At 71.3% G+C, this 25,050-nt stretch carries 26 protein-coding genes; 11 read left to right on the top strand and 15 right to left on the bottom strand.

Translation table 11 applies throughout. The features are described 5' to 3' along the window. Positions 1–6: 6 nt before the first annotated feature. Both KBX46_RS04540 and KBX46_RS04535 read left to right on the top strand, forming a co-directional pair. Positions 7–744: an alanyl-tRNA editing protein gene (locus KBX46_RS04540; RefSeq protein ID WP_141911352.1), complete on the top strand. Its 738-nt coding sequence runs from the start codon at positions 7–9 to the stop codon at positions 742–744. Positions 745–962: 218 nt separating this feature from the next. Continuing rightward, positions 963–1,877, top strand: coding sequence for an SDR family oxidoreductase (locus KBX46_RS04535; RefSeq protein WP_210791085.1), 915 nt, complete (start codon positions 963–965; stop codon positions 1,875–1,877). On the opposite strand, the gene KBX46_RS04530 is transcribed toward KBX46_RS04535, so the two are convergent. Genes KBX46_RS04530 through KBX46_RS04510 form a run of 5 tightly spaced genes read right to left on the bottom strand, consistent with a single transcriptional unit; the run spans position 1,868 to position 6,434 of the window. Further along, positions 1,868–2,836: a YafY family protein gene (locus KBX46_RS04530; RefSeq protein ID WP_088950376.1), complete on the bottom strand. Its 969-nt coding sequence runs from the start codon at positions 2,834–2,836 to the stop codon at positions 1,868–1,870. The two genes, KBX46_RS04535 and KBX46_RS04530, sit on opposite strands and share 10 nt — an antisense overlap. 24 nt (positions 2,837–2,860) lie before the next feature. Next, positions 2,861–3,502 carry a response regulator transcription factor gene (locus KBX46_RS04525; RefSeq protein WP_210791083.1) on the bottom strand — a complete coding sequence of 214 codons (642 nt, stop codon included), beginning with the start codon at positions 3,500–3,502 and terminating at the stop codon, positions 2,861–2,863. After that, entirely contained in the window at positions 3,499–4,767 is a 1,269-nt protein-coding gene (locus KBX46_RS04520; protein WP_247666968.1) for a sensor histidine kinase, read from the bottom strand. Before KBX46_RS04520 ends, KBX46_RS04525 begins: the two co-directional genes overlap by 4 nt. Before the next feature lie 11 nt (positions 4,768–4,778). Next, complete coding sequence (locus KBX46_RS04515; RefSeq protein WP_210791079.1) at positions 4,779–5,513, bottom strand: ABC transporter permease; 735 nt, start codon at positions 5,511–5,513, stop codon at positions 4,779–4,781. Between the two features lie 12 nt (positions 5,514–5,525). Next, positions 5,526–6,434, bottom strand: coding sequence for an ABC transporter ATP-binding protein (locus KBX46_RS04510; protein WP_210791077.1), 909 nt, complete (start codon positions 6,432–6,434; stop codon positions 5,526–5,528). Between the two features lie 198 nt (positions 6,435–6,632). Here KBX46_RS04510 and KBX46_RS04505 point away from each other — a divergent pair, with 198 nt between their 5' ends. The 5 genes from KBX46_RS04505 (at position 6,633) to KBX46_RS04485 (ending at position 10,553) form a co-directional block, all read left to right on the top strand. Continuing rightward, positions 6,633–7,424, top strand: a complete 792-nt coding sequence (locus tag KBX46_RS04505) for an EI24 domain-containing protein (RefSeq protein ID WP_099848883.1) — start codon at positions 6,633–6,635, stop codon at positions 7,422–7,424. Position 7,425: 1 nt separating this feature from the next. Next, a complete protein-coding gene (locus KBX46_RS04500; RefSeq protein WP_210791075.1) occupies positions 7,426–7,941 on the top strand; it encodes an O-acetyl-ADP-ribose deacetylase in 516 nt (171 codons plus the stop codon). Between the two features lie 101 nt (positions 7,942–8,042). After that, positions 8,043–9,173, top strand: a complete 1,131-nt coding sequence (locus tag KBX46_RS04495; RefSeq protein ID WP_210791073.1) for an ABC transporter permease — start codon at positions 8,043–8,045, stop codon at positions 9,171–9,173. After that, entirely contained in the window at positions 9,170–9,898 is a 729-nt protein-coding gene (locus KBX46_RS04490) for an ABC transporter ATP-binding protein (protein WP_088950368.1), read from the top strand. The genes KBX46_RS04495 and KBX46_RS04490 overlap by 4 nt, the downstream gene beginning before the upstream one ends. A 70-nt stretch (positions 9,899–9,968) precedes the next feature. Then, positions 9,969–10,553: a TetR/AcrR family transcriptional regulator gene (locus KBX46_RS04485; RefSeq protein ID WP_210791071.1), complete on the top strand. Its 585-nt coding sequence runs from the start codon at positions 9,969–9,971 to the stop codon at positions 10,551–10,553. Positions 10,554–10,581: 28 nt separating this feature from the next. Here KBX46_RS04485 and KBX46_RS04480 read toward each other — a convergent pair whose 3' ends face one another. The 8 genes from KBX46_RS04480 to KBX46_RS04445 all read right to left on the bottom strand — a co-directional run bounded on the left by KBX46_RS04480 (position 10,582) and on the right by KBX46_RS04445 (position 18,586). After that, positions 10,582–11,478, bottom strand: coding sequence for a GNAT family N-acetyltransferase (locus KBX46_RS04480; RefSeq protein WP_088950367.1), 897 nt, complete (start codon positions 11,476–11,478; stop codon positions 10,582–10,584). Position 11,479: 1 nt separating this feature from the next. Beyond that, entirely contained in the window at positions 11,480–11,893 is a 414-nt protein-coding gene (locus KBX46_RS04475) for a RidA family protein (RefSeq protein WP_099848873.1), read from the bottom strand. 81 nt (positions 11,894–11,974) lie between these two features. Then, positions 11,975–12,982, bottom strand: a complete 1,008-nt coding sequence (locus KBX46_RS04470) for a LacI family DNA-binding transcriptional regulator (protein WP_210791069.1) — start codon at positions 12,980–12,982, stop codon at positions 11,975–11,977. A 20-nt stretch (positions 12,983–13,002) separates the two neighbouring features. Continuing rightward, positions 13,003–14,451, bottom strand: a complete 1,449-nt coding sequence (locus tag KBX46_RS04465; RefSeq protein ID WP_307871403.1) for a GH1 family beta-glucosidase — start codon at positions 14,449–14,451, stop codon at positions 13,003–13,005. Continuing rightward, complete coding sequence (locus tag KBX46_RS04460) at positions 14,448–15,281, bottom strand: carbohydrate ABC transporter permease (RefSeq protein WP_088950363.1); 834 nt, start codon at positions 15,279–15,281, stop codon at positions 14,448–14,450. Before KBX46_RS04460 ends, KBX46_RS04465 begins: the two co-directional genes overlap by 4 nt. Next, positions 15,278–16,267: a carbohydrate ABC transporter permease gene (locus KBX46_RS04455; RefSeq protein WP_088950362.1), complete on the bottom strand. Its 990-nt coding sequence runs from the start codon at positions 16,265–16,267 to the stop codon at positions 15,278–15,280. The genes KBX46_RS04460 and KBX46_RS04455 overlap by 4 nt, the downstream gene beginning before the upstream one ends. A 69-nt stretch (positions 16,268–16,336) precedes the next feature. Then, positions 16,337–17,644: an ABC transporter substrate-binding protein gene (locus tag KBX46_RS04450; protein WP_210791067.1), complete on the bottom strand. Its 1,308-nt coding sequence runs from the start codon at positions 17,642–17,644 to the stop codon at positions 16,337–16,339. A 183-nt stretch (positions 17,645–17,827) separates the two neighbouring features. After that, positions 17,828–18,586 (bottom strand): maleylpyruvate isomerase family mycothiol-dependent enzyme, encoded by a 759-nt coding sequence (locus KBX46_RS04445; protein ID WP_088950360.1) that lies wholly within the window; start codon positions 18,584–18,586, stop codon positions 17,828–17,830. A 69-nt stretch (positions 18,587–18,655) separates the two neighbouring features. Here KBX46_RS04445 and KBX46_RS04440 point away from each other — a divergent pair, with 69 nt between their 5' ends. Further along, on the top strand, positions 18,656–19,738 hold the full coding sequence (locus tag KBX46_RS04440; protein ID WP_210791065.1) for a UDP-N-acetylmuramate dehydrogenase: 1,083 nt from the start codon (positions 18,656–18,658) through the stop codon (positions 19,736–19,738). On the opposite strand, the gene KBX46_RS04435 is transcribed toward KBX46_RS04440, so the two are convergent. Together KBX46_RS04435 and KBX46_RS04430 are read right to left on the bottom strand one after the other, a co-directional pair. Next, the gene (locus KBX46_RS04435) at positions 19,735–20,535 is read right to left on the bottom strand and encodes a class I SAM-dependent methyltransferase (RefSeq protein ID WP_210791064.1); all 801 of its coding nucleotides are present in this window, start codon (positions 20,533–20,535) and stop codon (positions 19,735–19,737) included. The genes KBX46_RS04440 and KBX46_RS04435 overlap by 4 nt on opposite strands. 80 nt (positions 20,536–20,615) lie before the next feature. Further along, positions 20,616–21,383 (bottom strand): SDR family oxidoreductase, encoded by a 768-nt coding sequence (locus KBX46_RS04430; RefSeq protein WP_210791062.1) that lies wholly within the window; start codon positions 21,381–21,383, stop codon positions 20,616–20,618. Positions 21,384–21,586: 203 nt separating this feature from the next. On the opposite strand from KBX46_RS04430, the gene mshA reads away from it, so the two are divergent. The 3 genes from mshA to KBX46_RS33085 all read left to right on the top strand — a co-directional run bounded on the left by mshA (position 21,587) and on the right by KBX46_RS33085 (position 24,766). Continuing rightward, positions 21,587–22,951, top strand: a complete 1,365-nt coding sequence (gene mshA, locus KBX46_RS04425) for a D-inositol-3-phosphate glycosyltransferase (RefSeq protein ID WP_210791060.1) — start codon at positions 21,587–21,589, stop codon at positions 22,949–22,951. Between the two features lie 57 nt (positions 22,952–23,008). Further along, entirely contained in the window at positions 23,009–23,524 is a 516-nt protein-coding gene (locus KBX46_RS04420; protein WP_088952043.1) for a YbjN domain-containing protein, read from the top strand. Between the two features lie 360 nt (positions 23,525–23,884). Beyond that, complete coding sequence (locus KBX46_RS33085; RefSeq protein ID WP_374224942.1) at positions 23,885–24,766, top strand: hypothetical protein; 882 nt, start codon at positions 23,885–23,887, stop codon at positions 24,764–24,766. Positions 24,767–25,050 lie beyond the last annotated feature (284 nt).

Here is a 25,050-nt window from a genome sequence, read left to right as displayed (position 1 = left end):
CCTGTCATGGGCGTCACACAACATGGCCGGACGCACCGGCTCGACCTAGCTGACCCGACCCTGCGTGAGTGGACGTGCACGGTCCTGCACGCCGACGCCGAGCAGGGCATCGTGCTGGACCGCTCGGCGTTCTACCCGGGCGGCGGTGGCCAACCGCCGGACCACGGCGTGCTGCTGTGGCAGGGCGTGCAGACCCGGATCGTCGGCACCCGCAAGGGCGACGACCCGTACCTGATCCCCGCCGAGGGTGACCCGCTGCCGCCCGCCGGCACCGAGGTCGTCGGCGCGGTGGAGGACGAGCGCCGCACCCGGCTGATGCGTACCCACTCCGGGCTGCACGTGCTCTGCGGTGTGGTGTTCCGCGACTTCGGCGCGCTCGTGACCGGCAACTCGATGGAACCGGGCGAGGCCCGGATGGACTTCAACCTCCCCGAGGTGCCCCCGGACTTCAAGAGTCGGATCGAGGAGCTGGTCAACGCGGAGGTGGCCGCCGACCGCTCGGTCGCCACGCGAGTGCTGCCGCGCACCGAGGCGCTGGCCCTGCCGGACATCATCCGTACCCAGTCCAACCTCATCCCGCCGGATGAGCAGGAGGTCCGGATCGTCGACATCGTCGGCCTGGACGTGCAGGCCGACGGCGGCACCCACGTCGCGTCCACAGCCCAGATCGGCAAGGTGCAGGTCGTGAAGGTGGAGAGCAAGGGCCGAGCCAACCGCCGGGTCCGCGTCCGGTTGGTGGACTGAGACGGCTCAGGCTGGACCGGTAGAGGTCGCTGGGCGGCGGGATACCTGCAGTGGCCCTGTAGAGCTGCCCCAAATATGGGGCGCGGTGCGGACGGCGAGTGCTGCCCCGTTTGTGGGGCAGCTCTACAGGGAGCGCCGAGGTCTCCCCTTCCCGGTTCATCAGAGCGGTCCGGGAATTCGGACGTCGGTTGTCAGGTATCGCTGACAACCTCGCAGATATGACACAACCGCTCGCAGGAAAGATCGCGCTCGTCGCCGGTGCCACCCGGGGCGCGGGTCGGCAGATCGCCGTCCAGCTCGGCGCGGCTGGCGCCACCGTGTACGCCACCGGTCGCAGCAGCCGCACCGGTCGCTCGGAGATGGACCGGCCGGAGACCATCGAGGAGACCGCCGAGCTGGTCACCGAGGCCGGGGGCACGGGCATCGCCGTCCAGGTCGACCACCTGGTGCCCGAGCAGGTCCGCGACCTCGTCGCCCGGATCGACGCCGAGCAGGGCCAACTCGACGTGCTGGTCAACGACATCTGGGGCGGCGACCCGCTGGTCACCTGGGACAAGCCGGTCTGGGAGCAGCCACTGGACGCGGGCTTCCGGACCCTGCGACTGGCCATCGACACCCACATCATCACCAGCCACTTCGCCCTGCCGCTGCTGATCCGCAAGCCGGGCGGGCTGCTGGTGGAGATGGGCGACGGCACCAAGGCGTACAACGACGACAACTACCGGCTCTCGGTCTTCTACGACCTGGCCAAGGTGTCGGTCAACCGGCTCGCCTTCAGCCAGGCGCACGAGCTGAAGCCGCACGGCTGCACGGCGGTGGCGCTCACCCCCGGCTGGATCCGCTCCGAGGCGATGCTGGAGCACTTCGGAGTGACCGAGGACAACTGGCGCGACGGCGCCGCCACCGACCCGAACTTCCTCATCTCGGAGACCCCGGCCTTCGTCGGCCGCGCGGTGGCGGCGCTCGCCGCCGACGAGGAGAAGGCCCGCTGGAACGGCCAGTCCGTGGACGCCGGCACACTGTCCAAGGTGTACGGATTCACCGACCTCGACGGCAGTCAGCCGGAGGGGTTCCGGTACATCGTCGAGGTGGTCGACGCAAGCAAGCCCTCGGACGTCACCGGCTACCGGTAGAGCGCCCGCAGCCGGTCGGCCGCGTCGGTGAACAACCGCCGCAGCTCGGGCGGGCCGAGGACCTCCACCTCGGGGCCGAGCCCCAGCAGCTGGTGGTAGGCGACCTCGACGGACTCGACGGGCAGCTGGCCAACCACCCAGCCCTGCCCGTCGGGTGCTCCGGCGGCGGCGACCAGCTCGTCGTACACGAAGGGGGCATCCACCAGGTGCCGGAGCTGGCGCAGACCCGCCGGGCTGAGCCGGACGGTGACCTCGGCCCGCAGCACGGTCCGCAGAAACGACCCGGCCTGCTCGCGCCAATGCCCGGCCAGGTCGAAGCCCTCGTCCCGCTCGAAGCTCTCCTCGCCCACCTCGACCCCGGTCACCCGGTCCACCCGATAGGTGCGGGTGTCGTCGTCGACGCGGCCGACCAGATACCAGACACCACTCTTGAGTACCAGCCCGTACGGCTGGACCCGCCGGGCCACCTCCCGGTCACCGCGCCGGTAGCGCAGCTCCACCACCCGGTCACGCCAGACCGCCCGGGCCAGCTCGGTCAGCCACGGCGGCGGCGCGGTCTCCCGGAACCAACCCGGCACGTCCAGATGGAACCGCTGCCCGGCACGGGCCGGGGCGTCGCGCAGGGCCGGCGGCAGGGCGGCGAGCACCTTCAACTCGGCGGCGGCGACCGCGTCGGCGAGCCCCATGTCTCCAGCGGGGCCGGGCAGCCCGGAGAGGAAGAGCGCCTCCGCCTCGTCCCGGGTCAGCCCGGTCAGTCGGGTGCGGTAACCGCCGAGCAACCGGTACCCGCCGGCGCGGCCCCGGTCGGCGTAGACCGGCACCCCGGCGGCGGAGAGCGCCAGCACGTCCCGGTAGACGGTCCGCTCGGAAACCTCCAGCTCCCGCGCCAGCTCACCCGCCGTCATCGACCCGCGCGCCTGCAACAACAGGAGCAGCGAGATCAGCCGGGAGGCGCGCACCCGCCCATCCTGCCCGGCCCTCACTCACCGCCCGCCGGGGGTCAGCAACCCCCTGTCGTACGCGGTGGCCACCGCGGCAGCCCGGTCGTTGACCCCGAGCTTGGCGTACACGTGCAGCAGGTGCGTCTTGACGGTGGCCTCGCTGATGAACAGCCGAGCCGCCGCCTCCCGGTTGGAGGCACCACGGGCCACCAGGGTGAGCACCTCCAGCTCACGCTGGCTGAGCGGCTCCTCGACCGGTGCACGCAGCCGGCCCATCAACCGCCCGGCGACGCTCGGTGCGAGCACCGACTCGCCCCGGGCGGCGGCCCGTACAGCGCGGACCAGTTCCTCGCGGGGCGTGTCCTTGAGCAGGTAGCCGGTGGCACCGGCCTCGATGGCGGGCAGCACGTCGGCGTCCGTGTCGTACGTGGTGAGCACCAGCACCCGGGCGGTGCTGCCGGAGCGGGCCAGCCTGCCGATGGCGGTCACCCCGTTCATTCCGGGCATCCGCAGGTCCATCAGCACCACATCCGGCCGCACCGTCGCGACCAGGGCCACCGCCTCCGCGCCGTCCGCGGCCTCGCCGACCACCTCGAACCCGGGGTCGCCGGTGAACATCCCCCGCAACCCGTCGCGCACCACCGGATGGTCGTCGACGATCAGCAGCCGTATCGGGGCGGTCAACCGGCACCTCCCGGGAGCGCGGGGACGGACGCCGAAATGGCGGTGCCGCCTCCTGGTTCGGATTCGACGGCCAACTCGCCACCCACCCGGGTCACCCGCTGCCGCATCGCGGTCAGCCCGTACCCGCCGCCCGGCTCGCGGGGCGCCGGCTGCCCGGTGACGTCGAAGCCAGCCCCGTCGTCACGGACATCGAGGGTGACCACGTCCGTCATGTACGACAGGGTCAGCCCGACCCGTGACGCGGAAGCGTGCCGGGCCACGTTGGCCAGCGCCTCCTGGGCGGCCCGGAGCAGGGTCACCTCGACCTCCGGGTGCAGGGGGCGGGGCGTACCGGTGGTGGCGACCTCGGCCCGTACCCCGTTCAGAGCCGACCAGCGCCCGCCCAGCTCGACGAGCGCGTCCGGCAGCCGGGCTGTCTCCAACGTCTCCGGGCGGACGGCCCGCACCGAGCGGCGGGCCTCGGTGAGGCTCTCCCGCGCCAGTGCGAGCGCGTTGTCGACGTGCCGCCGCCAGTCGGCGGAGCGGTCGCGGGTCTGCTCGGCCGCCTCCAGTTGGGTGATGATGCCGGTCAACCCCTGGGCCAGGGTGTCGTGGATCTCCCGGGCCATCCGCTGCCGTTCGTCCAGCACGCCGGCCTCCCGTGCCTGGGTGAGCAGTTGGGCGTGCAGCCCGGCGTTCTCCTGGACCGTCTCGGTGAGTTGACGGTTGGCCTCGCCGAGTTCCGCCATCAACCGCCGACGTTTGACGTCTTCCTGTTCGGCGATCATCGCGAACCAGCTCACCGAGCCGGCCACCAGCAGGTTGAAGAGCACCAGCACCAGCCAGAGCAGCCAGTGCGACACCACCACCGACAGACCACCGCCCTGAGACGTGGCGACGAGGGCCGCCGTGGTCACCATCCCGGCGACCCGCCAACGCCCGGGCAGCACCGGGAAGGCGTGGATGTAACCGATCCAGGCGAAGAAGCCGTACCACGGACTGGCGGCCACGAGAGCGGCGGCGAACGTGAGCAGCCCGGCGTAGTAGACCGCCATCGGCCTGCGCCGACTTTGCCAGCCGGGGTGCAGGGTCACGAACCAGGCGACCCAGCATCCGGCCGCCACGGCCACAGCGAGGGTCGGCACCGCCCCGGGGCTGGCGGGCGCCGGTGCGACGAGGGCCAGCAGGGTGCCCAGAGCCAGCCCGCCATACGGGAACACGCGATAGAGGGCAGCCTCGCGCTCTCGCCAACTGGTCAGACGGTCGTGCCCACCGCTGCTGGTCATCGCATCTCCGCTCACTCCCAGCGGAACAGTTTCGCCGCGCTGGCGCCGGCCGCCACGGCGATCACCGCCATTATCGCCAGGTGCAGCGGCTGCGGCGACGTTCCGGTCCAGGCGTCCAGAAGCGCCTGCACCCCGGGCGGCGTGTAGTCGCCGATCCGCGCCACGGCGTCCGGAAGCAGGAACCGGGGCAGGTAGACCCCGCCGAAGAACATGGTGACCAGGAACAGCGGCACGGCCAGGGCCTGCGCCGCCTTCGTCGTGCGGGCCACGGCGGCGACCAGCAGGCCGAGCGCCAGCAGCGCCGCCGTGCCGAGGACGAACGCCAGGGTGAAGCCGAGCGGGTGCCGAGGGAACGGCACCCCGAACGCCAACCGGCCGACGACGATGAGCAGCAGCGCGCTGGCCAGGATCCCGGCCAGGGCCAGCACCAGTTGCGCGGCGAGCAGAGCGGCCGGATGCGCCGGAGTGGTCGCCAGCCGACGCAGCACGCCGCGTTCCCGGTAGGTGGCCAGCACCGTGGGCAGCGTGTTCACCCCGACCATGGCGAGGGTGACCACCAGCAGCGAAGGTGCGAAGTAGCTGACGAAGGTCTGCCCGTCGAAGGTCGGATCCGGCTTGCGGAGCGAGGGGACCAACCCGAGCACCACCAGGATCACTGTGGGCAGCCCGATGGTGGTGAGCAGTGTCGGTAGGTCCCGCAGGTAGAGCCGCGCCTCGATCCTCAGGATCTGACGGAAGGCGTGCATGCTTGCCCCTTTTCAGTCGACGGGCCGGTGCCCGGTCAGCTCGACGAAGGCGTCGTCGAGGGTGGACTGCTCCAGCCGCAGGTCGGCGGCGACGATCTGGTGGCGGGCGAGGACCGAGGTGACGGCGTGCAGCAGGTCACCGGTGCCGGTCACCACCACCTGGCTGCCGGTGCGCTGCACGGCGGAAACCTCGGGCAGGTCGGTGAGGAGCCGGTCGTCGACCGGGGCCGACGGCCGGAACCGGATCCGCTGCTCCGGAGCCACCGCCGACACCAGGCCCGCCGGGCTGTCCAGGGCGACGACGCGCCCCCGGTCGATCACCGCGACCCGGTCGCAGAGCCGCTCCGCTTCCTCCATGAAATGGGTGACCAGCACGATCGTCACTCCGCTGTCCCGGACCTGTTCGATGAGACCCCAGGTGTCCCGGCGTGCCTGCGGGTCCAGCCCGGTGGTCAGCTCGTCGAGGATCGCGATCTCCGGGTTGCCGACCAGGGACAACGCGATGGAGAGTCGCTGCTTCTGACCGCCGGAGAGCTTCTTGTACGCGGTGTTCCGCTTCTCGCCGAGGCCCAGCTTGTCGATCAGAGCGGCCGGGTCGGCCGGGTTGCGGTAGAACGAGGCGTACAGCTCCAGCGCCTCCGCCACCCGCAGCCGGTCCGGCAGTTGGCTCTCCTGGAGTTGCACCCCGACCCGCTGCCGGAGCTGCGCCGCGTCCCGGCGGGGGTCGAGCCCGAGGACCGACACCCCGCCCCCGTCGGGGACACGCAGCCCGGCGACACACTCGACGGTGGTGGTCTTGCCGGCGCCGTTCGGGCCGAGCACGCCGAAGATCTCCCCGGGCTCCACCGTGAACGACACGTCCTGGACGGCCACCAGATCGCCGTACCGCTTACTCAGGTGGGTCACCTCGATGACCGACATCGTGCCGCCCTTCCGCCGCTGGCTTCGTACCCCTCAAGGGTTGTCGGGGTGACCCGCCGGCGAATCGACTGGTCGGAGATGATCTCCGGCGTTCCCGGTGGATCACTCCCGTCCGCCAACCGGTTGATGTGGACGCGAAGAGTCGCTGGTACGGCTCCACCCGGCGGGCCGGATCATCGGTCGATAGGCTGCTCGATCGTGGATGTCAGCAGAGTCGCCAGCCCGGTCACCGGAGTCGTCGGCCGTTTCCTCGCCGGGGCGGGGCTGCTCGTGCGCGGACTGGGTCTCTATGTCCGCAGCCCGGGGTTGATGCTGCTCGGGGTCGTGCCGGCGCTGATCTCCGGCGCGTTCTTCCTGGCCGCGCTCGCCACCCTGGTGTACTTCGTGGACGACCTCGCCGCGCTGGTCACCCCGTTCGCCGACGACTGGTCGAGCACTACCCGCAGCCTGGTCCGGGTGATCGCCGGGCTGGCCTTCCTGGGGCTCGGCGGCCTGCTCGGCGTGCTCACCTTCACCGCGGTCACCCTGGTCATCGGCGACCCGTTCTACGAGAAGATCTCCGAGCAGGTCGAGCAGCGGTACGGCGGCACGCCGGGCGCGGTGGACGTGCCCTTCTGGTCGTCGTTGCGGCGCAGCCTCGCCGACTCGGTACGACTGGTGGCGCTCACCGCGCTGGTCGGGATTCCGCTCTTCCTCGCGGGCTTCATCCCCGTGGTCGGCCAGACGGTCGTCCCGGTGATCGGCGCGGCAGTGGGCGGCTGGTTCCTCGCCGTGGAGCTGGTCGGGGCGCCGTTCTACCGGCGCGGTATGCGGCTGCCGCAGCGCCGGACGATCTTGAAGGCCGACCGACCCACCGCGCTCGGCTTCGGGGTTGCCGTCTTCCTCTGCTTCCTCATCCCGCTCGGCGCAGTGTTGATCATGCCGGCGGCGGTCGCCGGTGCCACTCTGCTGGCCCGCCGATCGCTCGGCCAGTCCATCGAGAAGGACTGACATGGAGATCACCCTGGTCGAGGGGGACATCACCACGCAGCAGGTCGACGCCATCGTGAACGCCGCCAACTCGTCCCTGCTCGGTGGGGGTGGGGTCGATGGCGCCATCCACCGACGTGGCGGGCCGGCCATCCTGGCCGAGTGCCGGGCGCTGCGGGCATCCCGCTACGGCAGGGGTCTGCCCACTGGCCAGGCGGTGGCGACCACCGCGGGGGAGCTGGCGGCACGCTGGGTGATCCACACCGTCGGGCCGGTCTGGTCCGCCAGCGAAGACCGGTCGGCGCTGCTGCGCGACTGCTACGCCAACAGTCTCCGCGTGGCCGACGAACTGGGCGCGACAACCGTGGCCTTTCCGCTGATCTCCGCCGGCATCTACGGCTGGCCGATCGACGACGCGGTCCGGCAGGCCCTGACGGTGCTGCGCGCGGCCACGCCCGCCACCGTCGTCGAGGGCCGCCTGGTGCTGTTCGGGGCGGCGACCCATGCCGCGGCCAGCCGGGTCTTCGACGACGCCTGAGCGGTACGCCCGGCCACCGTGCCACCGGCAGGCGGCGCTTTGCCGACAGCGTGTTGATAAGATGCCGACATGATGTCGACAATCCACGAGGGCGGGCGCTGATGTTCCTCGCAATTCGTGAGCTGAGCTTCGCCCGGTTGCGGTTCGCTCTGATGGGCGCCGTGATCGCCCTGATCGCCGTGTTGATGGTGATGCTGTCGGGGCTGTCGGTCGGCCTGGTGCGCGACGGCGTTTCCGGGCTGCAGAACCTGCCGGTCACGTCGTTCGCCTTCGCGCACGGCGTCCAGCGGGACTCCGCGTTCTCACGAAGCGTCGTGGACATGTCGGCGGTCGACAGCTGGGGTGCCCAGCCGGGCGTCGCGGACGCGGCGCCGTTCGGAAACACGCTGGTGAACACTCGTACCGATCGGGGAACCGAGGTCGACCTCGCGCTGTTCGGAGTGCAACCCGACTCGTTCCTGTCGCCCCGGGTCAGCCAGGGTGAGCGGTTGGGCACCGCGGACGGGATCGTGGTGAGCCCCACGGCGCTGGACGCAGGGCTGCGGATGGGCGACACGGTCACCGTGGATCGGGTCGGTACGCGGCTGCGGGTCGTCGGTGTCACCGAGCAACAGGACACCTTCGGGCACGTGGACGTGGCGTACGTGCCGTTGGCGGCGTGGCAGGCGATCAAATCCGGCACCGCCCCCGACGCGGATCTGCCGTCAAGGGCCGCAACGGAGATCACGGCGGTTGCGGTCCGCTCGGACGACGGGAAGTCCGTCGATCTGACTGCGGGCGACGCCGCCACCGGAACCGAGAGCCTGACCCTGAAGGAGTCCTACGGGGCTTCGCCCGGATACACGGCCGAGACGACGACGCTGCAGTTGATTCAGGGATTCCTGTACGCGATCTCGGCGCTGGTGGCCGGAGCGTTCTTCGCGGTGTGGGCAATCCAACGCAAGCCCGAGGTGGCCGTCCTGCGGGCGCTGGGCGCCTCGACCGGCTGGGTGCTGCGCGACGCGTTGACGCAGGCGTTCGTCCTGTTGGCGGTCGCTGTCCTCGTCGGCGTGGGGCTGGGGCTGGCGCTCGGTGCCTTCATCACCGGCAGCGGTGTCCCGTTCGCGTTGAGCATGCCGAGCATCTCCGCCGCCGCGATCGGCCTCGTCGTCCTCGGCCTGGTGGGAGCCGCCGCGGCGGTCATCCGCATCACCTCAGTCGACCCGGCCACCGCTCTGGGAGGAAACCGATGAGCAGCAGTCCCGCTCCGACCGCTTCGACCGCACCCGCTGACTCGTCCGAGCGGCTCGGCCTGGTGATGCGTGCGGTGTCCCTGCGGCACGGCGACGCCGCCGAGACCGTGCAGGCGCTCGACGACGTCGACCTGACGGTGCGACCCGGTGAGCTCGCCGCGATCGTCGGCCCGTCCGGTGCTGGCAAGTCCAGTCTGCTGGCCGTCGCCGGCGGCCTGGCCCGGCCCGACCAGGGGACCGTCACCGTGGCCGGTCAGGACATGACAGTGCCGAGCCGCCGCACACGGACCGCCCTGCGCCGCCAACATGTGGGCTTCGTGTTCCAGTCGGGCAACCTGCTGCCCGCGCTGACCGCCGTCGACCAGTTGCGGCTGCCCCTGCGCCTGGGACCACGGTCGACGCGGTCCGGCCGAGACCCGCTGGAGCTGCTCGCCGACGTCGGCATGACCGACAAGGCCGACCGGCGCCCGCACCAACTGTCGGGTGGCGAACGCCAACGGGTCGGGATCGCCCGAGCGCTGGTCACCGAGCCCAGCGTGCTGCTGGTCGACGAACCGACAGCAGCGCTGGACCGGGCGCGCAGCCACGACATCGTGCGGCTGCTGGCCCACGAGGCCAGGCAGCGGTCGGTCGCGGTGGTCATGGTCACTCACGACCACGATGTGCTGGAATACTGTGACACCGTCTACGAGATGGTCGACGGCAAGCTCGCGGCCAGCAGCTAGCCACGACGGCAGGGTGCGGGCGCGGCGCACGACCAGGCCGGCCACGTCCGTCCGGAACAAGGGGGGCGGCGTGCCGAAGATCCAGGCCGCGACTGTCGCTGAGCACCGGGCCTCCCAACGCGCCGCGCTGCTCGACGCGGCCCGCACCCTGCTGTCGAAACACCCCGAGCAGATCCCCGGGCTGGCCGAGGTCGCCCAGCATGCCGGCCTCGCCCGATCCAGCGTCTACTCGTACTTCAAGTCCCGCGCCGACATGTTCGACGCACTCGTCATCGACACGTTCCCCCGCTGGTCGGCGTACGTCGAGAAGCACATGGACGAGGCCGCCGGCCCCGGGCCGAAGATCCAGGCGTACGTGGAAGCCAACCTGCAACTGGTTGCCCGAGGCGATCACGCACTGGCCCGTGCGCTGGCATCGGCCGGCAGCAGCGAGACACTCGCCGCGTCCAGTCGGCTCATGCACGACAGCCTGGAAGCCCCGCTGCGGGCCGCGCTCACGGACCACGGCTCGTCGGACCCGGTCCGCATGGCAGAACTGGTCCAGTCGATCGTCTACGCCCTGAGCCGGATGATCGAGGGAGGGCTTCCCCTGCGGACCGCAACCGGCCTCGCCCGCGAACTACTCAGCCCGTACCTCGATCTCGACAGCGGCTGAAGGGCTCGGCCCGACCGGGCGACGACGATCAGCTCAGGTTGGCCAGGCAGGACCACTGGGATGTCACCGGCCGATAGCCCAGCCGGGCGTTGATCGCCAGCATCGGCGCGTTCGCCTCGTCGTTCGAGGTGTACGCGACGCGTACGCCGTTCGCGGCGGCCCGGTGCAGCGCGGCCACCTTGGCCAGCCGCGCCAGCCCTCGGCCCCGGTAGGTCGGGATGCTGCCGGTGTAGTCCGACCACATCCGGTCCCCGTCCCGCTTCACCAGGCTGAACGCGACCACCTCACCACCGACCTCGGCCGCGATGCTGGACGCCTTGTCCAGCCCGAGGTTGTCCCACACGTCGTACTGCCAGCTCTCGTAGCTCTTCGCGTCGACGGGCACATCCCCCGGTTCGTCCGCCGCCGAGGCCACGTCCGCCGCGTACAGGAGGTGCGGGTCCAGGTCGGCGATCGGAAGCAGCCGCACCCCCGGAGGCGGGTCGGGCAGCGCGGGTGCCGGATTCAGGTCGAGCGCCGAGTAGCGCACCTCCCGGCTGGGCTCGTAGCCGTGCCGCCGGGCGTACGGCAGCGCGTCGGGCTGCGCCATGGCACGCACCCGGCGGATTCCCAACGGGCGGAGGAAGTCGGTCGCGGCGGTCAGCAGGGCGGTGCCGATGCCGTGCCGCCGGTGTTCCGGGTGCACGTGCAGCAGGTTGATGCCACCGACGTCCGCCGCCGAAGTGGTGCCGATGCGTTCGGCGGACACCCAACCGACCACCCGCTCGTCGACCTCGGCCACGAACGCGGTCCAGTCCTCCTCGGGCGGCGGTTCGGCGATCATCTTCCGGGTCGACTCGACCCCGCGCACCAGGTACGGGTAGACAGTCGCCCTCAGGGCCACCACGGCCGGGGCGTCGTCGGGTCGCGCCACACGGATGCGCATGTCAGGCCTCCGTCCGTACGGCGGCGACGGCCTCTACCTCGACGAGCTGGTCGGTGTAGCCGAGCACGGCGACCCCGAGCAGGGTGCTGGGCGGGTCGTGGTCGCCGAAGAAGTCCCGCACCACCTCCCAGACGGTCACCAGGTCTTTCTGCTGCGACGACGCCACGTAGACGGTGGTCTTGACGACGTCGGTGGGCGTGGCGCCGGCCGCCGCGAGGGCGGTCTCCAGATTCGCCATCACCTGCCGGGCCTGCGCGGCGTGGTCGCCCGGCGCGACGGTACGTCCCTCGGCGTCCAGCGGGCACGCCCCGGCGGTGAACACCAGCCGGGCGGGCGGCTCGACGATGGCCGCGTACGCGTACTCGGCGACGTCGGACAGGGCGGGGACGTGCAGCAACGCGACAGCATCCGGCATGCCGGCGAGGCTAGCGACGATCGCAGACCTGGGCGAACCATTAACCCCGAAGTTGCGCGGATCCTGCTGCGGGCGGCGTGGTCAGGCGGAGGCTCGTCGGATCAGCTCGGTCGGCAACATGACCGCCTGCTCGATCTCCTCCCCGGCGGCCAGCCGGAGCAGTTGGCGGGTCATCCGGCGGCCGAGTTCCACGATCGGCTGCCGGACGGTGGTCAGCGGTGGCTCGGTGTACGCGGCCGTCTCGATGTCGTCGAAGCCGACCACCGCGACGTCGTCGGGCACCCGCCGGCCGGCTTCGCGCAGCGTCCGCAGGGCGGCGTGCGCCATCAGGTCGGAGGCGGCGAAGACGCCGTCCAGGTCGGGGTGCTCGGTGAGCAGGCGACGCATCGCCGCCGCACCGGACTCGCGGGTGAAGTCGCCGATGGCGATCAGCTCGGGCAGCCCCGCGTCGGCGACCGCGCTGCGGTAACCGCTGAGTCGCTCGATGCCGGCGACCATGTCCTGTGGGCCGGCGATGGTGGCGATCCGCCGCCGACCGATGTCGATCATGTGTCGGACGGCTGTGGTCACCCCGGCCACGTGGTCCACGTCAACGTACGGCACGGGCACGTCGCCGAGCGGCCGACCGCTGACCACCACCGGGATGCCGAGCCGCGCCAGCGTGCCGGGCAACGGGTCGGCGCCGTGCAGCGAGGCGAACAGCACCCCGTCGACGTGCCGACCGGTGGTGTACCGCTCGACCCGCTGATGCCCGGCCGGCGAACCGGCGAGCATCAGCACCAGTTGCTTGTCGGCCGCCTCCAGCTCCTGGCTGACGCCACGGATGATGCCGGGGAAGACCTGGTCGTCGGAGAAGACCCGGGTGGCCGCCTCCGGCATGACCAGGGCGATCGAGTCGGTGCGCTGGGTGACCAGGCTGCGGGCGGCCAGGTTGGGCACGTACCCCAGCTCGGCGACGGCCCGGGTGACCGCCTCCCGGATCGGCTCCGCGACGGTGGTGGAACCGTTGACCACCCGCGACACGGTGGCGCGGGACACCCCGGCCCGCGCCGCCACCGCTTCGAGCGTCGGCCGCTGCGCCGTCGTCATCGCGCCCTTCCCCCCGCTTGTCACAGCCCGTTCCGGGAGATCACCTCCTGGTACCACCGGGCGCTGGCCTTCGGTGTGCGCCGCTGGGTCAGGTAGTCGACGTGCACGATCCCGAACCGCTTGCGGTAACCCTCCGCCCACTCGAAGTTGTCCAGCAATGACCATACGAGATAACCGCGCAGGTCCACGCCCCGGGAGATCGCCTCATGCGCCGCGCGCAGGTGCCCGTCGAGGTAGGCGATGCGATCGGTGTCCATGACCTGCGTCGGCCCGTCGGGCGAGTCGGCGCCCGGCTTGTCAGGGAACGCCCCACCGTTCTCGGTGATCAGCAGGGGCACGCCGGGGTAGTCGGTGGCGATCCGTTCCAGCAACCGGGTCAGCCCGGCCGGCTCGATCATCCAGCCCATGTCGGTCAGTGGCCCGGTCGGTGGCACGAAGTGCACAGCGCCCTCGGTGCCCGGGTAGGCGTCGTTGCCGGCGCCGTCGGGTCGGCCGGCCACGTAACCGGGCGCGTAGTAGTTGATCCCCAGCAGGTCGATCGGTGCGGCGATCAGCTTCTCGTCACCGTCGCGGATGAACGTCGGCTCGATGATCCGCGCCACGTGCTCGCGGACGTCGTCCGGGTAGCCGCCGGCCAGCAGCGGGTCGAGGAAGATCCGGTTGTGCAGGCCGTCGACCAGGCGCACCGCGGCGGCGTCCGCCGCGCTCTCCGGGTCGGCCGGTCGCACGTCGGCCGGGTTGACGGTGATGCCGACGCTGCGCGCGCCGGCTGACCGCAGCGCCCGCGCCGCCAGGCCGTGGCCCAGCAGCAGATGGTGTACGGCGGTGAAGGCCGCTCCCGGGTCCTGCTCGCCCGGGGCGTGCACCCCGTTGCCGTAGCCGAGGTAGGCCGAGCACCACGGCTCGTTGAGCGTGGTCCACACGTCGATCCGGTCGCCGAGGCGGGCGTACACGGCGGTGGCGTAGGTGGCGAAGTGCTCGGCGGTGTCCCGGTTGGTCCAGCCGCCACGGTCGCCCAGGGCCTGCGGCAGGTCCCAGTGGTAGAGGGTGACGATCGGGTCGATTCCCCGGTCGAGCAGCGCGTCGGTGAGGCGGTCGTAGAAGTCCAGCCCACGCGGGTTGGCCGGGCCGGTGCCGTCGGGCTGGATGCGGGGCCAGGCGACCGAGAAACGGTACGCCCGCAGGCCCAGCTCGGCCATCAGCGCCACGTCGTCGGCGTACCGGTGGTAGTGGTCGCAGGCGACGTCGCCGGTGTGGCCCTGGTACACCTTGCCCGGCGTACGGCTGAAGGTGTCCCAGATGGACGGACCGCGACCGTCGTCGCGGGCCGCGCCCTCGATCTGGTACGCGGCGGTGGCCGCCCCCCAGAGGAAATGGTCGGGGAAACGGAGTTCGTCGACGCCACCGCTTCGCGGCGTCGTCGACGCCTCGTTGCTGTGCCTGCTGGTTGGCTCGCTTCGCTCGCTCACGCCTTGACCGCACCTTCCATGATCCCGCCGATGATCTGCCGGCCGAACAACACGAAGACCAGTAGCAGGGGCAGCGTCGCGATCGCTGTCCCGGTGAACACCTGCGACATGTCCTGGTAGTAACCGTCCGACAGCGCCCGCAGGGAGAGCTGCACTGTGGGATTCGCCGGGTCGTTCAGCACAGCGTACGGCCACAGGAAGTCGTTCCAGGTGGTCATGAACGTGAGCAGGCCGAGCACGGCGGCGGCGGGGCGCAGCGCGGGCACGACGACGTGCCACCAGATCCGGGCGGTGCCGCAGCCGTCCATCCGGGCGGCCTCGATCAGCTCGTCGCTGATGGCCTGGCCGGCGTACTGCCGCATCATGAACACCCCGAACCCGGTGACCAGCACCGGGACGATCACCGCGGGCAGCCGGTCGTTCCACTGCAGCCGGGTCATCAGCAGGTAGAGCGGGATCAAGCCGAGCTGGGTCGGCACCATCATCGTCGCGATGATGACCAGCAGCAGCGCGTTGCGGCCGCGGAACCGCAGCTTGGCGAACGCGAACCCGGCCAGGCTGGAGAAGAACACCACGGACACGGTGACCGTGGTGGCCACGATCGTCGAGTTGATCAGGCCGGTGGCGAAGTACGCGTCGGTGTTGTCGAACAGCCGGGAGATGTTCGCGCCCAGGTTGCCGCCGGGGGTGACCGGGGGTGGCAGTTGGCCCATCGCGTCGTTGGAGCGGCTGGCGACGACGATCATCCACCAGATCGGGAAGATCGACAGGCCGGCTGCGACGACCAGGGCCAGGTAGGTGAGCGGGCTGGCCCGCCAGAGCCGGCTCATCGCGCCGATCCCTTCCGTGCGTCGGGGCGTGATCCGCCGCCGAGGCGGCGCAGGATCAGCACATTGACCACCGCGACGATCGCGATGAGCGCGAAGAGCAGCCAGGCGACCGCCGAGCCGTAGCCGAAGTTGTAGTGCGGGGCGAAGGCGTTCTCGAACATGTACATGGTCAGGGTCTGCGACTCGCGCAGCGGCCCGCCGCGGATCGGGTTGGTGCCGGAGTGAAACATCCGGGGCTCGGTGAAGAGCTGCAACCCGCCGATGGTGGCGATGATGGTGCAGAAGATGATCGTCGGTTTGAGCAGTGGCACGGTGACCGACCAGAACTGCCGCGCCCGGTTGGCGCCGTCGATCGCCGCGGCCTCGTACAGGTCCCTGGGGATGGCCTGCATGGCGGCCAGCAGGATCAGCGCGTTGTAGCCGGTCCACCGCCAGTCGACCATGGCGGAGATGGCCACCCAGGAGGCGAACCGGTTGGACTTCCAGCCGATGGGGTCCATCCCGACCAGGTCGAGCAGCCAGTTGATCATGCCGAACTCGCGGCCGAAGAGCACTCCGAACACGATCGCCACGGCGGCGGTGGAGGTCACGTTGGGGACGAGCACCGCCATCCGCCAGCCGGTACGCGCCCGCAGGCCCCGGTTGAGCAGATTGGCCAGCCAGAGCGCGGCAAGCAGCTGTGGGACGGTGGAGATCACGAAGATGCCCAGCGTGTTGACCAGCGCGTGCCAGAAGTCGGTGTCGGCGAGCAGCCGCGTGTAGTTCTCGGCGCCGACGAACGGGTGGTCGGTGCCGAGCAGGTCCCAGTCGTGCAGCGAGACCCAGAAGGTGTACGCCAGCGGGTAGGCCCCGAAGATCGCGAAGATCAGGAAGAACGGGGCGATGTAGAGGTACGGCGAGAACCGGGTGTCGAGCCGGCTGAAGCGACCTGTCGGACGCGGGGGTGCCGGTGCGACCGGCGGGCGGGCTTCGAGCTGGGCGGTCATGCCCGGGGACTCCTTTCGCCGTGCGGGCGGGACTCCGGGGACCGGGGCCCGCCCGCACGATCGCTCGGGCTACTTGGCGGCGGCCTTCTTGGCGTTGGTCACCGCGTCCGTCCAGCCCTGCGCGGGGCTGCGCTGGCCCAGCTCCACGGTCCGCACGGCGTTCTCCACCTCGGTGCGGACGGCCTGGTTCTTCGGGCCCATGTAGACCGGCTTGAGGCTCTTCGCGCCGGTGCCGAAGATCGAGCCGACGGGCGCCCCGGAGAAGTACGTGTTGGTGGCGCCGGTGATCGCCGGGTCGTCGAGCGCCTGCGGGGACGAGGGCAGCGGGCCCTTGGCCTTGAACGCGCCGATCTGACCCTTGGCGCTGGTGAGGAACTTGGCCAGCTCGATCGCCTTGGCCTGGTGCTTGCTCTGCTTCGGCACGGCGAGGTGCGACCCGCCCCAGTTGCCGCCGTTGCCGGGCACCCGTGCGATGTCCCACTTGCCCTGGGCGGTCGGGCCCGCGTTGGCCTCGATGACGCCGGTCATCCAGGCGGGGCAGGCGATGGTGGCGAACTTCGACTGCTTGAAGGCGGACACCCACTCCTCCGACCAGGAGCCGTACTTGCCGGAGAGGCCCGAGTCGATGATGTCCATGGTGGTGTCGTAGGCCTGTCGCACGGCCGGGTTGCTGTCGACGACCAGCTTCTCGCTGGTGTCGTAGTAGCTGTAGCCGCTGCTGTTGCCGGCGGTCTGCAGCAGGATCGTGTTGAACGTGTTGGTGGCCGCGTCGAGGAAGGACGCCCCGGTCTTGGCCGCGGCGAACTTCTCACCGGTGGCGATGTAGTCCGGCCAGGTGGGCCAGAGCTTGGAAACCTCGTCGCGCTCGGTGGGCAGGCCGGCCTTCTCGAAGAGGTCCTTGCGGTAGCACATGGCGATGCCGCCGACGTCGGTGCCGAGGCCGATGAGCTGCTTGCCGTCGGCGGTCATGCCGGCGTTCCACTTCCATTCGAGGAAGTTGCCCTTGAGGTCGGCGGCGCCGTGGTCCAGCAGGTTGACGAAGTTGCCGGGGTTGGCCTTGTACTCGACCATCAGCCCCTCCTCGATGGCCACCACGTCGCCGGCGCCCCGGCCGGCGGCGAGCCACTGGGTGAGCTTCGGTGAGTACTCGTCGAGGTTGGTGCCGGTGCCGCGCTCGACGATCTTCACGTCGGGATTCGCGGCCATGTACTCCTGGTAGAGCTGCTCGTAACCGAACTGACCGAAGACGTCGACGGTCAGGGTGACGGGCCCGTCCCCGCTCTGCTCGTCGCCGCCACCGCAGCCGGCGGTGACGAGCAGGGCGGTGGTCGCGGCGAGGGCTACCGCGGCGAGCCGGCGGCGCGGGAAGACAGCCATGGGTTTCGACCTCTCTCAAGGTGGTCGGTGGTGGCAGATGGTTAAGAGAGCGCTCTCACGGACAGGGTGCTGGGACGTGTCCGGCCCTGTCAAGAGAGCGCTCTCTTTGATATCCCGACGTGACCCACGACGAGTTCGAGGGCGCCCCCGTCAATGGGTGACGCCCTCGTCGAAGAGGCCCGCTCAGTCGGGGCGCAGACCCTCCAGCAGGCCCCGGTCGCCGGCGACATCCAGCGTCTCGAAGCTCACCCGACCCCAGAGCGCCAGCAGCAGGTCGCTCGCGTTGCCGCTGACCTGCGCCCGGGCATGGTGGTCGTCGTGGTCGAAGATGGTCGCGGTGTCGAGCAGTGCCACCCCCTCGCCGCGCAGCCGCAGATACCAGTCCTGGGCCGCGTCGGTCGCGGAAAGCTGCACCACCCCGTGCCAGTCGCCCGGCACGTGCCGCCGGCCCGCAGGCAGCCAGGTGTCCAGAACCTCGCTCACCCCGTCGGCCGCCAGCTTCGCCTCGACCGGGTCACCGGCCCCGATGGCGAGCTGGGCGTCCCAGCGGTGCACCGCCGTCTCGTGAGCCATCCGACGCGGCCAGAAGCCGGCCTTCTTCGGCTGCGGCGCCCAGTTCCACGCCGGTGCCTCCGGGTCGAGGCCGTCGAAGACGGTCAACAGCCGGTCGTACCCCTGCTGCCAGAGCTGGAGCGGGCTCACGCCCGGGTCCGCCTCGAGCGGCTCGCGGCGGGCCGGCTGCGCGGTCGCGCCGGAGCCGACGAACGACGACACCCAGTGATAGATGCCAGCGAGGTGCAGTGTCAGGTCGTTGACCGTCCAGCCCGGACAGGACAGCACCGGTGTCTCCGGCGGCGCCTCGGCCACCGCCGCCGCGAATGCCGGACCCTCCGCCCGGAGCGCCCCGATCCAAAAATCCTTGCTGCCCTGCAGTCTGCTCATCGCCATCCTCCCGGGGGTGCCGGGCGACCAGTGGGTGCCACGGCTACTACTCAGCCTAAGGTGAAGGGCGTGCCAGACGCCTCCGCCCAGCCGACAACCGCAGCCGATCGTGCCATCCCTGGTCCACTGGCCAGCTACACGACTCTAGGGATGGGTGGGTCGGCCGCGCGCATCGTCGCCGCCGGCAGCGCCGAAGAGATCATCCGCGCGGTCCGGGACGCGGACGAGCAGGTCCTGGTCCTGGCCGGTGGCAGCAACCTGGTGATCGGCGATTCCGGCTTCCCCGGCACCGTCGTCCTGGTGCGCTCCCGGGGCCTGCGCGTCGTCGCGGAGGACGCCGGGTCGGTCACCGTACGGGTCGAGGCCGGCGAACCGTGGGACGACCTGGTCGCCGCCACGGTCGCCAACGGCTGGGCCGGTCTGGAGTGCCTCTCCGGCATCCCCGGCTCGACCGGCGCAACCCCGATCCAGAACGTCGGCGCGTACGGCCAGGAGGTCGCCGAGACGATCACCGGCGTCGAGGTGTACGACCGGGTCGAGGGCACCCGCCAGATCATCGCCGCCGCCGACTGCGGGTTCGCCTACCGAGGCAGCATCTTCAAGTACGCGGACCGCTGGGTGGTGCTCTCCGTCGACTTCCGGCTCACCCGGTCCCCGCTCTCCGGGCCGGTGCGCTACGCCGAGCTCGCCAGGGCGCTCGGTGTCGAGGTGGGCGACCAGGTGCCGCTGGCGGACGCCCGGGCGGCGGTGCTGCGGCTGCGTGCCGGCAAGGGCATGGTGCTCGACGCCACCGACCCGGACACCCGCTCCGTCGGCTCCTTCTTCACCAACCCGGTGCTCGACGGGGCGACGTACGAGCTGCTCCGGGAACGCGCCGCCGACATCGGTGACCCGCCCGCCTGGCCGGGAGCCGACGGCATGGTCAAGGTCAGTGCGGCCTGGCTGATCGACAAGGCCGGCTTCACCAAGGGTCACCCCGGCCCGGGCGGGACGGCCATCTCCAGCAAGCACACGCTCGCCCTCACCAACCGCAGCGGCACCGCCCACACCGCCGACCTGCTGGCCCTGGCCCGCGACATCCGCGACCAGGTCCACGCCCGCTTCGGCGTAACCCTCCACCCCGAACCAGTCCTGGTGAACTGCGTCCTCTAACCAGCTCGCGCCGGGAGGGGCCAGGGGAGGGTCAACTCGCCCTGGCGCCAGCGGCTGGGGCCGTCGAGGACGGGCCAGCCGGTCTCGCGGAGGCGGCTCACCGCTCTGAGCCAGCGTTGGCGGGGGCCGAAGGTGGCGTACGGGGCGGCGGCCTGCCAGGCGTCGTCCAGCGCGCGGATCAGATCGTGCACCGGCTCACCGGGAACGTTGCGGTGGATCAGCGCCTTGGGCAACCGCTCGGCCAGCTCCGCGGGGCTGCCCAGCGTGGTGAGCTTCGCCGCGAGAGTCAGCGTCCGGGGGCCGTGGGCGTCGATCAGCAGCCAACTGGCGAGGCGGCCCAACTCGTCGCACGTGCCCTCGACGAGCGCCCCACCCGGGGCGAGCGCGGCGGTCATCGTCCGCCAGGCGTCCGGCACCTCGCTCTCGTCGTACTGTCGGAGCACGTTGAACGCGCGGACCAGCACCGGCCGGAGCCCGGCCAGCTCGAACCCACCCCGGGCGAACGTGAGGCCGGGTGGGTCGGCGGCCGGCGCCGCCGCGGCCACCCGGGCCGGGTCGATCTCCAACCCGACCAGCCGTACGTCCGGACGAACCCCCGCCGCCAGCCGAGCGCGCAGTTCCACAGCGGTCACCGGGGTGGCGCCGTAGCCGAGGTCGACCACCAGGGGGTCGGCCGCCGCCGACAGCCTGTCGGCACAGGTGGCGACGATCCAGTTGTCCACCCGACGCAGTCGATTCGGGTTGGTCGTGCCCCGGGTGACCACGCCGAGCGGCCGACGCCGCGCCACGCCGCTCATACCCGGCTCACTCCTCGCGCCTCACTGGCCGCTGGTGTTCGCGACTGCGGGGCTCGCAAACCCGGCTCACTCCTCGCGCCTCACTGGCTGACTCGGTGCACCTTGTGCTGGGCGGCCTGCGCCCGTGGCCGGACCACCAGCCGGTCGATGTTGACGTGCTCCGGGCGGGTGGCGCACCAGGCGATGCAGTCGGCGACGTCCTCGGCGACCAGCGGCCCCGGCACCCCGGCGTAGACGGCGGCCGCCCGTTCCGCGTCACCCTCGAAGCGGACCAGCCCGAACTCGTCGGTCTTCACCATGCCCGGGTCGATCTCGATCACCCGCAGCGGCCGGCCGCACAGCTCCAGACGCAGGGTTCCGGCGATGGCGGTCTGCGCGTGCTTCGCCGCCGTGTAGCCGCCCCCACCTTCGTAGACGGTCAGGCCGGCGGTGGAGGAGACCACCACGATGGTGCCGGAACCGGACGCCTCCAGCGCGGGCAGCAGGGCCTGGGTGACCCGCAGCGTGCCGAGCACGTTGACGTCGTACATCCACTGCCAGTCGGCGACCGAGCCGGACTCCACCGGGTCCAGTCCACGTGCCCCGCCGGCGTTGTTGACCAGCAGGGTGACCGGCCCGGGTGCCTGGTCGGCGGCCTCGGCCAGCGCGGCCACCGACTCGTCCGAGGTGATGTCGCAGGTCACCGCGGTGGCCTGCCCGCCGGCGGCGGTGATCTCGGCGACCAGGTCGGCGAGGCGTTCGGCGCGGCGGGCGGCGGCGAGCACGTAAAAGCCCTCGGCGGCGAGCCGACGGGCGGTGGCCGCGCCGATCCCGCTGGATGCTCCGGTGACGATGGCGACAGAGGTCATTTCGACATTGTCCCCCGGCCGCACGACCCGCCCCGACCGGGCGCGGGGGCAGCCACTGACGGCGTCCCGGTGATGAGGTCCGTCACCCATGGGGGCCGTGCCGGGAATTTCCGAAGCCCGATGGGGAAGATGACATCCGGCGTACAGGTTGACCGAGAAGCGCCGGTCGTGCGGACGGCATCAACCGTGGCAAAGGAGCGGATGTGGCGGAAATGCACACCGGTGTCGGGCGTCAGCGAGGTGCCCAACCGTGGCCCCGGCCTCGCCGCATAGCCACCCTGTCGGTACACACCTCCCCCCTGCACCAGCCCGGCACGGGCGACGCCGGCGGAATGAACGTCTACATCCTCGAAGTCGCCCGGCGGCTCGCCGAGGCCAACGTCGAGGTGGAGATCTTCACCCGGGCCACCTCCGGCGACCTCCCCCCGGTTGTCGAGATGGCACCCGGCGTGCAGGTCCGGCACATCACCTCCGGGCCCCTGGAGGGCCTCACCAAGGAGGAACTGCCCGGCCAGCTCTGCGCCTTCACCGCAGGGGTGCTGCGCGCCGAGGCGTCCCGCCCGCCGGGGCACTACGACCTGATCCACTCCCACTACTGGCTTTCCGGCCAGGTCGGCTGGCTGGCCAAGGAGCGGTGGGGTGTGCCGCTGGTGCACACCGCGCACACCCTCGCGAAGGTCAAGAACGCCCAGCTCGCTGCCGGTGACCGACCAGAGCCGAAGGCTCGGGTGATCGGCGAGGAGCAGGTGGTCGCCGAGGCGGACCGGCTGGTCGCCAACACCCGGGTCGAGGCCAGCGACCTCCTCGACAGGTACGACGCCGACCCCGCCCGCGTGTCCGTCGTACAGCCGGGTGTCGACCTGGGCCGGTTCCGGCCCGCGCCGGGCGAGCGGTCCGCGGCTGCCCGCGAGGCTCGCCGCCGGCTGGGGCTGCCGGCCGAGGGGTACGTCGTCGCCTTCGTCGGTCGGATCCAACCGCTCAAGGCCCCCGACGTGCTGATCCGCGCGATCGCCGCGCTGCGGGAGCGCGACCCGGCACTGGCCGACCAGGTGACAGTGGTGATCTGCGGCGGGCCCAGCGGCAGCGGCCTGGACCGGCCGACCGCCCTGATCGAGCTGGCCGGCACGCTCGGCGTCACCGACGGGGTGCGGTTCCTGCCCCCGCTCACCGGCGACGATCTGCCCGCGCTGTACCGGGCCGCCGATCTGGTCGCCGTGCCGTCACACAACGAATCGTTCGGGCTGGTCGCCCTGGAGGCACAGGCCTGCGGTACGCCGGTGCTGGCCGCCGCCGTCGGAGGACTGGTCACCGCCGTACGGGATCACGTGAGCGGCGTACTGATCGACGGCCACGACCCGGTCGACTGGGCACGTGCGCTGGGCCGCCTGCTGCCGGACCGGGCACTCCGGGCGGTGCTGGCCCGCGGCGCCGAGCAGCACGCCCGGCAGTTCTCCTGGGACCGCACGGTCACCGGCCTGCTCGGCGTGTACGGCGAGGCGATCGCCGTGCACCGCGCCCGACTCGCGGCGGACCTGGCCGGTGATCCGGCGCTGTCCTGCTCCTGGTGACCGGGTACACCGGTCGCCAACCGGTGCGTCGGCCGGGTCGGTCGTAGAGTGGGTCCGGTGAGCCCGAAGAGCGATCTTGCGACCCTGATCGAGTCGGTCTGTGCCGAGCGTGACCTGGCCTGGGAGTCGACCGGCCCCGGCTCGTACGCGGTGACCCTGCCGGGCACCCACAAGCTCAAGACGATCTGCAATTTGATCGTCGGCGAGCACGCGCTGCGCATCGAGGCGTTCGTGATGCGTCAGCCGGACGAGCGCCGCGAGGAGCTGTGGGCCTGGCTGTTGCAGCGCAACGCCCGCATGTACGGCGTCTCCTTCTCCACCGACGCGGTCGGCGACGTGTACCTGACCGGTCGGGTCAACCCGGCCGGCGTGGACGCCGACGAGTTGGATCGGCTGCTCGGTTCCGTGCTCACCTACTCCGACGAGTCGTTCGACACGATGCTGGAGATCGGCTTCGGCAGTTCGATCCGGCGGGAGTACGAGTGGCGGGTCAAGCGCGGCGAGTCGACAGCCAACCTGGCCGCGTTCGCCCATCTCTTCGAGCCCTCCGGCTCCGGCCCCGACCCGGCCTGACCACACAGCTGCACCGCGCTCGGCGCCCGCGCCTTCCGCGCCTCCGACATGAGGGTGGTTCGGACTGCTCCTGACGGGTATGCCGCACCGCGCGGTGCGGCAAGGGACCCCCGCGCGCCGAGGACGGAGTGCCAAGGAGCGGAGCATCTCATGGCTCAGCGGAACAGCTCAGGTCGCGGCGCGACTGCGACCAGGACGAAGCGACAGGCCGGCAACCAGACGCCGGGTACCCCGGGAGTCTCCGAGTCGGAGATCTCCCGGATGCGGGTGGACGACATCCGAGGGCAACTGCGCAAACGCGGGGTCTCCGGGATCTCCGCGCTGCGTAAGCCCGACCTGGTGAAACAGTTGGTGCGCTCGATGCGGGCCGGCGCGGGTCGGAGCAGCACCGGCCCGTCGGGTCGGGCCACCGGAACCAGGGCGTCGGCGGGTCGTGCCGCCGCCACCAAGAAGTCGGCGGCGAGGGCGGCGCCGAGCCGGGCGAAGGCCGCGCCGGCGAACAAGAGCGCACCGGCGAAGCGGGCCGCGGCGAAGAAGACGACCGCCGCCCGCAAGTCGACGGCGGCCAAGCGGACGACGGCGGCGAAGAAGACGACAGCCGCGAAGAAGACGACAGCCGCGAAGAAGACGACAGCCGCCAAGAAGACGACGGCGGCGACGTCGACGGCCGCGCGCAGGACGGCGACGGCCCGCACGGCGCCAGCCCGCAAGGCGCCGGCAAAGAAGGCACCGGCGCGGCCGGCGGCGAAGCGTACGGCAGCGGCGAAGCGCACGACGGCGAAGCGGGCGGCGCCCGCCAAGCGCACAACGGCAAAGCGTGCGGCCCCTGCCAAGCGCACCGCGCCGGCCGGTGGCGGCGCGGCAGCCGGGGGGATCCGAACCGGACGGGGAACCGGACGGTCGGTCCGCAGCTCACAGGTGATCTCGTCGTTGACGGATCGGCCGGAGCGGCCCGGGCGGAGCCTGATCACCGCCAATCACGAGGTGATCCAGCGCTGGGCCCGGGAACGCGGGGCAAAGCCGGCGACCATCGCCGGCACCGAGCGGGACGGTCGAGCGGGTGTGTTGACCTTCAACATCCCCGGATACCGGGAAAGCAGCCGGATTCGGGAAATCACCTGGGATGACTGGTTTTATACTTTCGACCTGCGCAAGCTGAACCTGATTTATCAGGAACAGATGCGCGACGGCCGGCAGAGCAACTTCTTCCGGACCGAGTCACCCGATCGGGAAGACGGTTAGGCGTTTGCGGGAATGGCTGCCGGGTACGCGGCTGTTGCCAATGACCGAGGCCGGAACAGCGGATACTCGCCAGTTGTGACGGGCGAGACAGCCGATCTGGGTTGAATCCAGAATCCGGGCGAACTAGCTTTATTGCACCGCACCACGCTTGGAAACGTTCGGGGGAGCGGCGGATCGATCAGATCCGCGCACCAGGCGAGGTGCGAGGGGACGGGTGGACAACCGTTGGGGGACGGTTACCACCTGTTTGGACCGGCGGCGTGAGCGGGCGACGCTTACGGGGG

It is taken from the genome of Micromonospora sp. C81 (assembly GCF_018070425.1).
Taxonomy (GTDB): domain Bacteria; phylum Actinomycetota; class Actinomycetes; order Mycobacteriales; family Micromonosporaceae; genus Micromonospora; species Micromonospora zamorensis.
This window is presented reverse-complemented; position numbering and strand designations above follow the sequence as displayed.